A 12582-nucleotide genomic window follows, 5' to 3' on the forward strand; every position below is an offset into this window, starting at 1 on the left:
TTTCCGGAAAACCAAAAGGGCGACAACGGTAGGACCGTCGCCGCCCTTTCGCTGAGACTTTGGGGCCAAGAAGTCTCAGGTAGGCTTGAGCGCTCCGCCATCGCCGAGCTCGTAGTCGGCGATCTGCTTGTTGCGCTCCGAAGTCGCTTTCGCCCGGTGATCGGTGGCGATCGTCACGTAGACCGCGGGCAGCACGAACAGCGTGAACAGCGTGCCGATCAGCATGCCCGCAACCACGACCAGGCCGATCGAGAACCGGCTGGCAGCGCCAGCGCCCGATGCGGTCAAGAGCGGGATCAGGCCGGTGACCATCGCCGCCGTCGTCATCAGGATCGGACGCAAGCGGATGCGGGCTGACATCTCGATGGCCGAGCGGCGGTCAAGCCCCTCGTTGAGCTGCAGCTCGTTGGCGAACTCCACCATCAGGATCCCGTGCTTGGTGATGAGGCCGACCAGCGTCAGCAACCCAACCTGGGTGTAGATGTTCATGGTCGCCACGCCGAAGAACAGCGGGATCAGGGCGCCGACGATCGCCATGGGCACCGAGACCATGATGACCAGCGGGTCGCGCAAGCTCTCGAACTGCGCCGCCAGCACCAGGAAGATGATGATCACGGCGAACGCGAAGGTGATGACGAGCTGGTTGCCCTCCTGCACATATTGCCGCGAGTCCGCCAGATAGTCATGGCCGAAGCCGGCCGGCAGCTTCTTCGCCTCGCCTTCGAGGAACTCGACCGCCTGGCCAACCGTCACGCCCGGCATCGGCACCGCTGAGAACGTCGCCGAGTTGAGCTGGTTGTAGTGCGTCAGCGCGTTCGGATCGGTGCCCGTCTCGATCGAGACGACGGTCGAGATCGGCACCAACTGCCCGGTGTTGGTCGGCACGTAGTAACCACCGAGCGCCTCCGGCGACAGGCGGACGGCACGCGGCACCTGCGGGATCACCTGGTAGGAACGTCCCTCCAGGTTGAAGCGGTTGACATAGTTGCCGCCGAGCAGCGTGGCCAGCGTGGCGCCAACCTGCTGCATGTTGATGCCGAGGTCGCTTGCCTTGGAGCGGTCGACGCGGACGCGCACCACCGGCTGGTTGAAATCGAGATCGCTGTCGCTGACGATGAACATGCCGCTCTTGCGCGCGGCGGCCTTCAATTTCTCCATCTGCTCATAGATGGCCTGGAAGCTGACGGTCGAATTGATCACCATCTGCACCGGCAGGCCGCCCGGACCACCTGGCAACGGCGGCAGGTTGAAGGCGAAGGCGTTGACGCCTTCGATCTTTGACAGTTCCGCCTGCACCAGCGGCTTCAACGCAATGGCCGAACGCTTGCGCTCATCCCACGGGGTGAGCAGCATGCCGGCGATGCCGCTTTGCGCACTCGGCGTGCCGTTCAGAATAAAGCGCAGATCCGTCTCCGGAAACTTCTGGAACACCTTGTCCATCTTCTCGCCGTAGAAGTCGACGTAGTCGATGTTGGCGTATTTCGGCGCCTTGGTCAGCGCGAACACGATGCCCTGGTCCTCTTCGGGCGCCAGCTCCTTCATCGTGTGCATGTAGAGGAAGCCGACGAGGCCGAGCATGGTCAGCGCGAACAAGCCGGTGATCGGCCGGTAGTCGAGCGAGCGGTCGAGCTTGCGGCCGTACCAGCGCGTCAATGAACCGAACACGCGGTTGACCGCCCGCGCGAAACGTCCTTCCTCGGTGTTCTTCAGGAGCACCGAGCACATCATCGGCGACAGCGTCAGCGCGATCACGCCCGACACGATCACCGAGCCCGCCAGCGTGAAGGCGAATTCGCGGAACAGCGCACCGGTGAGACCGCCAAGGAAGCCGATCGGCGCGTACACCGCGGCGAGCGTGATGGTCATGGAGATGACCGGACCCACGATCTCGCGCGCGCCGATCAATGAGGCTTGTACCGGCGTCTTGCCCTCCTCAAGATGGCGGTGGATGTTCTCCACCACCACGATGGCATCGTCGACCACGAGACCGATCGCGAGCACCATCGCAAGCAGGGTCAGGAGGTTGATGCTGAAGCCCATGACCAGCATCAGGCTGCAGACACCGATCAGCGACAACGGGATCGTGACCACGGGGATGATGACCGACCGGATCGAGGCCAGGAACAGGAAGATCACCACGATAACGATCACGACGGCTTCGCCGAGCGTCTTCTCCACCTCGTCGATCGACGATTGAATGAACTTGGTGGAATCGTAGGCCACCTTCATCTTCAACGACGGCGGCAGGTTGCGCTCGAGTTCCGGGAACAGGGCGCGGACGCCCTTCACAAGGGTCAGCGGGTTACCTTGCGGGGTCGCGTTGATGCCGATGAAGATCGCATGCTCGCTATTGAACGCGACGCTCGCGTCCGTGCTTTGCGCGGCAAGCTCGACTTGCGCGATATCCTCCATCCGGACGAAACCGCCCTCCCTCGACTTCACGATCATGCGCTTGAACTCATCGATGTTGCGCAGGTCGGTGTTGGTCGAGACGTTGGAGACGATGTAGTAGCCCTTGGACTGGCCGGCGGCAGCCTGGAAGTTGTTGGATGCAATCGCCTGCGCAACATCCGTGGGCGACACGCCGCGCCCCGCCATCTTGATCGGGTCGAGCCACAATCGCATCGCAAAAGTCTGGCCACCGAGGATGTCGGCGGAAGCCACGCCGTCAACCGTCGACAGCAACGGCTGGACCACGCGCGTGAGGTAATCGGAGATCGCCGATCCTGACAGCTCCTCGCTGGAGAAGCCGAGATACATCACGGCCGTGGTCTGGCCGGTGGTCTTGGTGACGACCGGATCGTTTGATTCCCTCGGGATCAGGTATTTGACCGAGTTGACCTTGGCGAGCACCTCGGTGAGCGCCTGGTTCGGCTCGAAGTTCAGCTTGATGTAAACCTGGATCGTGGAGGTGCCGAGCACCGAGGACGAGGTGATGTAGTCGACGCCTTCGGCCGAGGCGACCGCCTGCTCGATCGGCGTCGTGATGAAGCCCTGGATCAGGTCGGCCGACGCACCGGGATAGCTGGTGGTGACGTTGACCACGGTGTTCGACAGTTTCGGATATTGCCGGATCGGGAGCACGGTCGCAGCCCGCAAGCCGATCAGGAGGATCAGCAGGCTGACGACGACCGACAGGACCGGCCGCTTGATGAAGATGTCGGTGAAGGACATTTACGGGGTCCTGCTTCTCAGTAGCGCGGCGGTTCGGCCGGGATCGGCGGCGTCGGCTCGGTGGAGATCGCAACCGCAGCGCCTGACTGCAGCTTGATCTGACCGAGCGCTACGATACGGTCGCCCGCCTTCAGGCCGCGGACGATTTCGGTGCGGCCGCCAAATCGCTTGCCGGTCTGCACGAAGGTACGCACCGCCGTCAGGCTGGTCTTGCCGTCGTTCTCCTTTTTCTCGGTGATCAGGTAGACCGAGTCACCATAGAGCGAGTAGTCGACCGCGGTTTCCGGAACCGTGATCACCGCCGGCTTGTCAGGCAGCACCACCGTGGTGGTCGCGAACATGCCGGGCTTGAGGATCTTTTCCGGATTGGCGACGGTGGCCTGCACGCGGATGTTGCGGGTGTCGGTCGCGACCTGCGGTTCGATCGTGGTCAGCTTGCCTTCGAAGACGCGATCCGGATAGGCGTCGACCTTGATGCGAACAGTCTGGCCGACCTTGAGCTGGCCGCTGTCCTTTTCCGTCACCGTGAAGTTGTCGTAGAGCATCGACAGATCGGTCAGCGACACGACCTGATTGCCCGCGGTCAGATATTGACCGACCTCGACCCTGCGCACGCCAAGCTCGCCATTGAAGGGGGCGCGGACCAGCTTCTGCGAGATCAGTGCCTCGGTCTTGGCAATGCCGGCCAGAGCCTGGTCATACGCGGCCTGGGTCTGGTCGACCGTGGCCTGCGGCCCGAAATTGCGCGCCGCAAGCTGCTTGGCGCGGTCGAGCGAGAGCTGCGCCACCGTCGCCTGCGCCTTGAAGCTGGCGAGGTCGCCCTGCTCCGGCCCGTCGAACAGTTGAACCAGCGGCGCACCCGCCTTTACCTCGGCGCCCGCGGTGAACAGGATATCCGTGATGCGTCCCGAGACGTCGGAGGTGACGTTGACCTGGTGCACGGCGGCGAGTTCGCCGACCGCGGTCAAAAGGTTCGGCACGACTTCCGATTTCGCCTCGGCCGCATTCACCGTCACCGGCGGCGGCTTCATGTTGGCGAAGAACTCGCCGATCATCTTGGCGCGGAAATAGTTGAACCAGACCAGGCCGCCGACGACGAGCGTCAACGCCAATCCGACGATGATGAACCAGCGCCCCATCCTGACCGGCCGCTTGTGCGGCTTTTTATCGATCGGTTCGCCCTTGATATTGGTTTCGGTCACGATGTTCATGTCATGCACTTTCTGCTGTTACCGATTGTCCCCGGCTCGGTGACGGCTGACGGTTCAAATAAAAGGAAATCGCGGCTTCGGTGAGCCCGATGCCGCGCAGGATGAATTCGCAAATCTGGCGCTCGAGGTCGGGAGCGTCGCCGTAGGTGAGGCACGGCGTCGTCGGCAGCCGCGTCAGCGCCGACATCAGCACGACATGGTGCGCGAACCAGAACAGATTGAGCGGCACGCTGCCGATGCGGGTGGCGTCGCCGGCGGCAACGGCGCGTTCCATCGACGCGGTGAAGGTCGGCTCGATCAGGCTGCCGATCTTGTCGTAAAGAAGCCGCGCGAATTCGCCGTCGTCGAGATGACTGGACGTCATCAGGCGCATCCGCTGCGCGTCCTCCTCGTCCGGCCCCTGTGATACCTCCAGGAAATGCCCGACCATGCCCTTCACGAGTTCGATCAGGGTTGCGGTCGACGGCTCCAGCCCGAGCAGATGCGCAAGATCGGGGTCGGCCTCGCACTCTTCTGCGAGGATTTCGGCGTAAAGCGCCGCCTTGGAGGGGAAGTGCTTGAACAACAGCCCTTCCGAAATGGAAGCGGCGGCCGCCACGCTCTTGGTCGTGGTGCCGGCAAAGCCATGGCGGGCAAAGCATCGCTTGGCGGCGCTCAGAATCAACTGCCGCCGCAAGTCACTTGTCATGCGCAGGGTAGACATGCGCGTGAGTAATCACTCACCTTAAAGAATGTCAAGAATTTACGGCAGTGCAAAAACAGAACTTAAGGTTGGGCCATGCCCCAACCTCCCGATAAGGTCTTGTACCGTCAGGAGGATAACGTGATGTCACACTTGACAAAAATCGGCAAGCACGCGGCCGACGGACGCGGGAACTCTACACCTCCCACGGAGAGGGGCGAGTCGCAAGCAATTTGGATGAGTGCCGTAGCCCGGGTGGAGCGCCAGCGTAACCCGGGGCCGCTCTCAACGTTGACTCAGGGATCCCGGGTTGCGCTGCGCTCCACCCGGGCTACAAAACTCCCTAGATCGGCTGGTAGCCCAGCGAGCCGCGCAGGCGGTTGACGATGGAGGTGCCGTCGCGGTTCGACAGCACCCGCTCCAGATTGGCGCCGTCGATCTTCACATTGGCGAAGCGCGGACCGCGGCTCGCTTCCTTGAGCGACAGTGCGAACGCTTCGACCTCGGCCATGGTGGTGATCGCACGGCTGTCGGCGATGCCGCAGGCCTTGGCGACACCGACCAGGTCGACCGAAGCGGCAGTATGGCTGACCTGTCCGCCGGTCTCGCCATAGGCCTCGTTGTCGAGCACGACGATGGAGAGGTTGGCGGGCTTCTGCGCGCCGACGGTGGCGATGCTCCCGAGCCCCATCAGCATCTCGCCGTCGCCGGTGATGACGATCACCGGCAGCTCGGGTTGCGCCAGCGCGAGCCCGAGCCCGATCATGACCGCACCGCCCATGGCGCCCCAGAGATAGAAATTGCGGTCATCATCGCCGGCGGCGGCGATGTCATAGGTCGAGGCACCGAGGCCGCCGACCGCGATCGCGCCGTTACGGTCCTTCAGCAGGTGAGAGACGACCGCGCGGCGGTCCAGGAGATTGGCCTTGCTCATTTCACGAACACCTTTGCCCCGATCAGCCGCTGCGACAGCAGCACGGCGGTCGGCGTCGACGCGTTATAGGCCTGCGCTGCGCCGGCCTCGACGACCTCGCGCACTTCCTCAGGATGCGTCGCCCGCAATACCTTGACGCCGCAGAGCTCGAATGCGGCTTGCGTGTTCGACCCCATCGGCACCTGCCACGGATTGAACTCGCCCCATTCCCCGCGCATCGTCACCAGCGTCAGGAACGGAAAGCGGAAGATCTGCGTCAGCGACAGCATGTTGATGCAATTGCCGACGCCGCTCGACTGCATCAGCAGCACGCCGCGCTGGCCGCCGGCCCAGGCGCCGAGCAAGCAGTGCTATGCCCTCCTCCTCCGTCGTCAGCGGAATGCCGCGCATCGTGGAGGAGCCGAGCACGCGGTCGATCAGTTGCGAATGCCCGGCGTCAGGCACGTAAGGCACCTGGCGGACATCGAAGCGCTGCAATGTCGAGAAAATCTCTTCCGGCCAGGCGGGCTGGCTGTCGGAGGCAGTTTCAGTGCGGGCGTGCATGGGCGTTTCCGAAGGGATAAGCGAGACAGGCCAACTGTAAAGCGGGCGGCACTTTCCGGAAGAACAAAAACGGCATATCAGTTCTCAAAAAGAGTATGGCACCATGACCGGAAACGCACGAGAGCTGGCTGAGAGTTTCGACCTCGAACGGTTGACGCCGGAATTCTATGCCAACCCCTATCCGACCTATCGTGCACTGCGGGATAACGCGCCGGTCAAGCGCCTGCCGAACGGCTCCTATTTCCTGACCCGCTACGACGACCTCGTCACCGCCTACAAGAGCACGAAAGCGTTCTCCTCCGACAAGAAGAAGGAGTTTTCGCCGAAATACGGCAACTCCTTCCTCTACGAGCATCACACCACGAGCCTCGTCTTCAACGACCCGCCGGCGCACACCCGCGTGCGGCGGCTGATCATGGGCGCGCTCTCGCCGCGCGCGATCGCCGCGATGGAGCCCGATCTGATCCGCCTGGTCGACGGGCTGCTCGATGCGATCGCCACCAAAGACAAGGTCGAGCTGATCGAGGATTTCGCTTCCGCGATCCCGGTTGAGGTGATCGGCAATCTGCTCGACGTGCCCCACGACGAGCGCGGTCCCTTGCGCGACTGGTCGCTCGCAATCCTGGGCGCGCTCGAGCCGGTGATCTCATCAGAGCAATTTGCGCGCGGCAACAAGGCGGTGAAGGATTTCCTCGCCTATCTGGAGACGCTGGTCGAGCGGCGCCGCGCCAAGCCGGGCAATCCCGAACGCGACGTGCTGACGCGGCTGATCCAAGGCGAAAATAATGGCGAAGATAATGGCGAGCGGCTGACCGAAAAGGAACTGCTGCACAATTGCATCTTCCTGCTCAACGCTGGCCACGAGACCACGACCAATCTGATCGGCAACGGCCTGGTGACGCTGCTGCATTACCCTGCGGAAAAGCAGCGGCTGATCTCGCAGCCCGAGCTGATCAAGACCGCGGTCGAGGAGATGCTGCGCTATGAGAGCTCGAACCAGCTCGGCAACCGCATGATCGTGGAAGAAGTCGAGCTCAGCGGCATCAAGATGCCCGCGGGCACGCCGGTGACGCTCTGCATCGGCGCCGCCAACCGCGATCCCGCGCAATTTCCGGACCCCGAGCGCTTTGACATCGCGCGTACCCCGAACCGCCACCTCGCCTTCGGCACCGGCGCCCATCAATGCGCAGGGATGGCGCTAGCGCGACTCGAAGGCGCCACCGCGATCTCGCGTTTCCTCGCCCGCTTCCCGAATTACACGCTTGCCGGCGAGCCAACACGCGGTGGCCGCGTGAGATTCCGCGGATTTTTGACCGTGCCGTGCGAGGTGAATTTGTAGGGTGGGCAAAGCGAAGCGTGCCCACCATGACGAGCGGAATGTTGATGGTGGGCACGCTTCGCTTTGCCCACCCTACCAATCAGACCACCGATCGGTGCCTTTCGATGCAGGTCCGCAACACCTCATCCATCGGCCGGCTCCACCAATCGTTGGAAAAGATCTCGATCTCCGAATAGCCCGCATACCCTTGCGCTTCCACCGCCGCGCGAACCGATTTGATATCGATCACGCCGTCGCCCATCATGCCGCGGTCGTTGAGGATGTCCTTGGTCGGCACCAGCCAGTCGCAGACGTGAAACGCCAGCAACCGCTCCTTGCCCGCGCGTGCGATCTGGCCCATCAACTCCGGGTCCCACCAGATGTGATAGACATCGAGCGCGACGCCCAGCATGCCGCTGCGCTGCGGGTCCAGCGCATCGCAGATGTCGAGCGCCTGCTTGGTCGTGTTCACACAGGCGCGGTCGCCGGCATAGGCCGGATGCAATGGCTCGATCGCGAGCGGCAGCTTTGCCCCTCTTGCATATTCCAGCATCTCGGCGATGCCGTCATGCACCTGCGTGCGCGCTGCCACGATGTCCTTTGAGGCCGCGCTACCCGGCCGCGAATATTGCGGCAGGCCGCCGACCACAAGCACGATGCAGGAGGCGCCGAGCGCGGCGGCCTCGTCGACCGCGCGGCGGTTGTCGTCGCGCGCCTCAACCTGACGCGCAGCGTCCGCGACGAACATGCCGCCGCGGCAATAGCCTGACAATTCGAGCCCGGCGTCGCGCACCGCGCGCACGGCACGCTCGAGGCCAACGCCTGCGACCTGGTCGCGCCAGGGATCGATGGCGCGGATGCCGTGGCGCGCACAGGCCTCGATGATCTCGACCAGATTGCCCTGCTTGCGGACCGTCGCCGTGTTCAGCGACAGCCAGCGGTGATCGGAAGAAAAATCGCGCATCAGGACTCGATACCGCGCGTTGCCAGCACCGTCTTCATCCGCCGTGTCGCCAATTCCGGATTGGCGAGCAGGCCGGCCGCGTCGGCGAGGCGGAACAGTTCGGCGAGATGCAGCGTCGAGCGCGCGCTCTCCTGTCCGCCGACCATGGTGAAGTGATCCTGGTGCCCGTTGAGATAGGCCATGAACACGATGCCGGTCTTGTAGAAGCGCGTCGGCGCCTTGAAGATGTGACGCGACAGCGGCACCGTCGGCCCCAGCACGTCGTGGAAGCCTGCCTCGTCGCCCGCGGCCAATCGCGACAGCGCGTAGGATGCCGCCGGCGCGATCGCATCGAAGATGCCGAGCAGCGCGTGAGAGAAGCCCTGCTCGTCGCCGGCGATCAGGTCAGCATAGTTGAAGTCGTCGCCGGTATACATCTTGACGCGCGGATCGAGCCGCCGGCGCATGTCGATCTCGCGCTGCTTGTCGAGCAGCGACACCTTGACGCCATCAACCTTCGCCGCATGGCCGTTGATGATGGCAACCGCCGTGTCCATCGCCTTGTCGAGGTCAGCAGTGCCCCAATAGCCCGCCAACGCCGGATCGAACATGTCGCCGAGCCAGTGGATGATCACGGGCTCGCGGACCTGCGACAGCACGCAGTCATAGACTTTGGCGTAGTCGTCCGCGCTCCGCCCGAGCTTTGCCAACGCCCGCGAGCACATCAGGATGATGCGGCCGCCGACCTTCTCGATCGCGGCGATCTGCTCCTCATAAGCGCGGATCACGTCGTCCAGCGTCTTGGCGTGCTCCACCGCGAGGTGGTCGGTGCCGGCGCCGGAAAACACCAGCGCATTGCCCTTCGCCTTGGCCGCGTTCACCGACCGCCGGATCAATTCGAGCGAGGTAGTCCAGTCGAGCCCCATGCCGCGCTGCGCGGTGTCCATCGCCTCCGCGACGCCCAGTCCCAGATCCCAGACATGTTCGCGGAACGCGATCGTCCTGTCCCAGTCGACCGCGGCAGTCAGCCACGGATCGACATCGGCGCGTGGGTCGGCCACGACATGCGCCGCCGAGAACGCGACGCGATTCAGCGTACCCTGGAGCTTGGCGGGAAACGTCCGCGAGGCCGCGAGACGATAGGTCTCGAGGCCGCCGCCCGCGGTCGGCAGTTTCAGGGAGAGCGAAGACATCGGCGGGACGAGCTTGTTCATGATCCTGTCCTCACAGCCTGATCCGTTCGACGTCGATCCAGCGCCGCTCCTTCCAGCTCTTGAGCGCGCATTCGGCAAGCTGCACGCCCTTGGCGCCTTCGAGCAGCGTGTATTTGTAGGGAGCGTCCTCGCAGACGTGGCGGATGAACATCTCCCACTGCTCCTTGAAGCCGTTGTCGTAGACGGCATTCTCAGGCAGCTTCTGCCAGTCGGCATAGAAATCGTGCAGCCGCTTCTCGTCCGGATTCCACACCGGCCGCGGCGTCGCCTGCCGCGCCTGGATCACGCAGTCGGTGAGCCCCGCCACCGCCGAGCCGTGGGTGCCGTCGACCTGGAAGGTGACGAGATCGTCGCGATAGACGCGTGTCACCCAGCTCATGTTGATATGCGCGATCGCGCCGCCCTTGAGCTGGAAGGTCGCATAGGCGGAGTCGTCTGCCGTGGCTTTGTAGGCCTTGCCCTTCTCGTCATAGCGCTCGGGGATATCGGTCGTGCCGAGGCAGGAGATGCTCTGCACCTCGCCGAAGAGGTTGTCGAGCACGTAGCGCCAGTGGCAGACCATGTCGAGGATGATGCCGCCGCCGTCCTCAGTGCGGTAATTCCAGGACGGCCGCTGCGCTTCCTGCCAGCCGCCCTCGAACACCCAGTAGCCAAACTCGCCACGCACCGAGAGCATGCGGCCGAAGAAGCCGGAGTCGCGCAGGAAGGCGAGCTTCTTCAGGCCGGGAAGGAACAGCTTGTCCTGCACCGTGCCGTGCTTGAGGCCCTTGGCGTTGGCGAGCTTCACCACCGCGACCGCCTCTTCCAGATTGGTCGCGATCGGCTTCTCGCAATAGACATGCTTGCCGGCGTTGATCGCCTTGGTCAGCAGCGAGGGCCGCGCCTGCGTGGTCGCGGCATCGAAGAACACGGTGTCATTGGGATCAGCCAGCGCCTTGTCGAGGTCGGTGGTGACGCGCGCGATCTCGAAACGCTTGGCCAGCGCGCCGACTTTCTCGGCATCGCGGCCGACCAGGATCGGATCCGGCATGATGCGGTCGCCATTCGCGAGCAGCACACCGCCTTGATTGCGGATCGCGACGATCGAGCGGATCAGATGCTGGTTGAGCCCCATCCGGCCTGTGACGCCGTTCATGATCAGGCCGAGACGTTTGGTGGTCATAGTACTTGCTCCTGCAGAATTCTTGTTGTTGGCGGCGCGAACGGCGATAGGGTGGACCAGTCCGGATGCACTGATGTGGCGAAGCCCGGCGTCGTCAGCGATCCCGTCAACAGATCGCCGTCATGGATGGCGAGGCGGACTTTTCCGCCGTCGCGGACATAGAGATCAGGATGCGCCGAGAGGAATGCCTCCGCCTCGGCAGTGGGCGTCTCGGCAAAGCCATCGACGTAGTGATGCCCGTTGCGCTCGGCATGGGTAACGCCGATCAATGCGCCGAGCGCGAGATCCTGCTGCACCGCGAGCCCCGCCTGGCAGGTCAGGTCCTCGCCCGAGACAAAGAACGCTTCGCCGTCCGCGCTCCATTTGGCCGCGCGCGTCGCGTTGACGATCGACTTGTAGAGGCCCTTGCAGGATTTCGAGGAGATGCCGCGATAGCCCAGCGCCCGCGCCGCCGGGAACGCGTCATAGGAATCATCGGCCTCGTCGATGATGAAGCCGCGCGCCGCCAGCGGGCCCAGCGCCGAGGCCTTCGTGATGTCGCGCGGCATCGGCTGCTCGATATAGAGCAGTTTTGCGGCGATCGGCTGCAATGCGTGATCGCGGTCGAGGCGGTCGACCAGCGTGGCGAGCGCCGCCAGGTCGGCGTATTGCTCGTTGGCGTCGAGCGTGACCTTGTAGTCATGCGGCAGCGTCGCCAGCTCGTTGCCGATCCGGATCAGCCTGGCCGCATCATGTTCGGGATCGCCGTTGAGCTTGAGCTTGAAGTAGCGCGCGCCTGCATTTTCGTTTGCGTCGGCAACGCCGCCCTCGCCTTCGACCTTGTCGTCGAGGCCGACGGTGTGCCGGATCGAGACGCGCGGAAGCCGCTTGCGCCCGGCAAGGAAAGCCGCGATTTCACCGTCCGCGAGATCGGACGACAGCCGCGCATCGATGCCGGCAATGTTCTGCGCCATGCCGTCGAAGAAGTTGACGCCGACGGCGCGGAGCAGCGCATCCAGGATCGCCTTGTCGATTTCCGCCGGTCCATAGGCTGCCGCGAGCGGCGGGATGTCGTCGCGTGCGCACGCCTCGACTTGCGCGCCGATGCAGGCCGCATGCAGGCCGAACGCGGTGTCAAAACCGGATTGCGCGAGATAGAGCTCGCGCGCGATCAAGAGCGAACGCCGGAGCTCCTGCACCGTCTCGTCCGGCGTAAGCTGCGGCCGCTTGTCGAACCATTTCGGCACCAGGAATTCGGCACTCGCACCTGGTGCCCGCCCCTTCCCCTCAACGTCGATCTCCACCCGCACGAAAGCCTGCGGAGTCGCATTGACCACGACTGAGCCAAAGCGGAACGGCCGGGCAAAGCTCACCGGACGTTCGAACAGGGCTATATCTCGGACAACGAGACGAGGCGGCATC

The 12582-nt window shown here is 63.9% G+C and carries 9 protein-coding genes and 1 pseudogene; 1 reads left to right on the top strand and 9 read right to left on the bottom strand.

From position 1 onward, the window contains the following. Positions 1-75: 75 nt before the first annotated feature. From AAFX91_RS02920 to AAFX91_RS02940, 5 genes and pseudogenes are all read right to left on the bottom strand, one after another. Positions 76-3174 (bottom strand): MexW/MexI family multidrug efflux RND transporter permease subunit, encoded by a 3099-nt coding sequence (locus AAFX91_RS02920; RefSeq protein WP_394565486.1) that lies wholly within the window; start codon positions 3172-3174, stop codon positions 76-78. A 17-nt stretch (positions 3175-3191) separates the two neighbouring features. Next, complete coding sequence (locus AAFX91_RS02925) at positions 3192-4385, bottom strand: efflux RND transporter periplasmic adaptor subunit (RefSeq protein WP_394565487.1); 1194 nt, start codon at positions 4383-4385, stop codon at positions 3192-3194. Position 4386: 1 nt separating this feature from the next. Then, positions 4387-5088 (bottom strand): TetR/AcrR family transcriptional regulator, encoded by a 702-nt coding sequence (locus tag AAFX91_RS02930; protein WP_130578894.1) that lies wholly within the window; start codon positions 5086-5088, stop codon positions 4387-4389. 322 nt (positions 5089-5410) lie between these two features. Then, on the bottom strand, positions 5411-6001 hold the full coding sequence (locus AAFX91_RS02935; protein WP_130578893.1) for a thiamine pyrophosphate-dependent enzyme: 591 nt from the start codon (positions 5999-6001) through the stop codon (positions 5411-5413). Further along, a pseudogene (locus AAFX91_RS02940) lies at positions 5998-6544 on the bottom strand (phosphonopyruvate decarboxylase). Before AAFX91_RS02940 ends, AAFX91_RS02935 begins: the two are co-directional and overlap by 4 nt. Positions 6545-6647: 103 nt before the next feature. On the opposite strand from AAFX91_RS02940, the gene AAFX91_RS02945 reads away from it, so the two are divergent. After that, entirely contained in the window at positions 6648-7883 is a 1236-nt protein-coding gene (locus AAFX91_RS02945; RefSeq protein WP_130578891.1) for a cytochrome P450, read from the top strand. A gap of 79 nt (positions 7884-7962) precedes the next feature. On the opposite strand, the gene AAFX91_RS02950 is transcribed toward AAFX91_RS02945, so the two are convergent. The 4 genes from AAFX91_RS02950 to AAFX91_RS02965 are packed head-to-tail and all read right to left on the bottom strand — an operon-like array spanning position 7963 to position 12581. Beyond that, the gene (locus AAFX91_RS02950; protein WP_130578890.1) at positions 7963-8826 is read right to left on the bottom strand and encodes a sugar phosphate isomerase/epimerase; all 864 of its coding nucleotides are present in this window, start codon (positions 8824-8826) and stop codon (positions 7963-7965) included. Further along, a complete protein-coding gene (locus tag AAFX91_RS02955) occupies positions 8826-10019 on the bottom strand; it encodes a dihydrodipicolinate synthase family protein (protein WP_394565488.1) in 1194 nt (397 codons plus the stop codon). The genes AAFX91_RS02950 and AAFX91_RS02955 overlap by 1 nt, the downstream gene beginning before the upstream one ends. A gap of 10 nt (positions 10020-10029) precedes the next feature. Further along, on the bottom strand, positions 10030-11181 hold the full coding sequence (locus AAFX91_RS02960) for a Gfo/Idh/MocA family protein (RefSeq protein ID WP_130578888.1): 1152 nt from the start codon (positions 11179-11181) through the stop codon (positions 10030-10032). Beyond that, the gene (locus tag AAFX91_RS02965; RefSeq protein WP_130578887.1) at positions 11178-12581 is read right to left on the bottom strand and encodes a hypothetical protein; all 1404 of its coding nucleotides are present in this window, start codon (positions 12579-12581) and stop codon (positions 11178-11180) included. Before AAFX91_RS02965 ends, AAFX91_RS02960 begins: the two co-directional genes overlap by 4 nt. Position 12582 lies beyond the last annotated feature (1 nt).

This window comes from Bradyrhizobium sp. 31Argb (assembly GCF_043638955.1).
In the GTDB taxonomy this organism is placed as follows: domain Bacteria; phylum Pseudomonadota; class Alphaproteobacteria; order Rhizobiales; family Xanthobacteraceae; genus Bradyrhizobium.

Bases quoted from the DNA above. Each gene is read 5' to 3' on its own strand.
- AAFX91_RS02955 (WP_394565488.1), bottom strand. From the start codon at position 10,019: ATGAACAAGCTCGTCCCGCCGATGTCTTCGCTCTCCCTGAAACTGCCG.
- AAFX91_RS02950 (WP_130578890.1), bottom strand. From the start codon at position 8,826: ATGCGCGATTTTTCTTCCGATCACCGCTGGCTGTCGCTGAACACGGCG.
- AAFX91_RS02920 (WP_394565486.1), bottom strand. From the start codon at position 3,174: ATGTCCTTCACCGACATCTTCATCAAGCGGCCGGTCCTGTCGGTCGTC.
- AAFX91_RS02945 (WP_130578891.1), top strand. From the start codon at position 6,648: ATGACCGGAAACGCACGAGAGCTGGCTGAGAGTTTCGACCTCGAACGG.
- AAFX91_RS02935 (WP_130578893.1), bottom strand. From the start codon at position 6,001: ATGAGCAAGGCCAATCTCCTGGACCGCCGCGCGGTCGTCTCTCACCTG.
- AAFX91_RS02960 (WP_130578888.1), bottom strand. From the start codon at position 11,181: ATGACCACCAAACGTCTCGGCCTGATCATGAACGGCGTCACAGGCCGG.
- AAFX91_RS02930 (WP_130578894.1), bottom strand. From the start codon at position 5,088: ATGTCTACCCTGCGCATGACAAGTGACTTGCGGCGGCAGTTGATTCTG.
- AAFX91_RS02965 (WP_130578887.1), bottom strand. From the start codon at position 12,581: ATGCCGCCTCGTCTCGTTGTCCGAGATATAGCCCTGTTCGAACGTCCG.
- AAFX91_RS02925 (WP_394565487.1), bottom strand. From the start codon at position 4,385: ATGAACATCGTGACCGAAACCAATATCAAGGGCGAACCGATCGATAAA.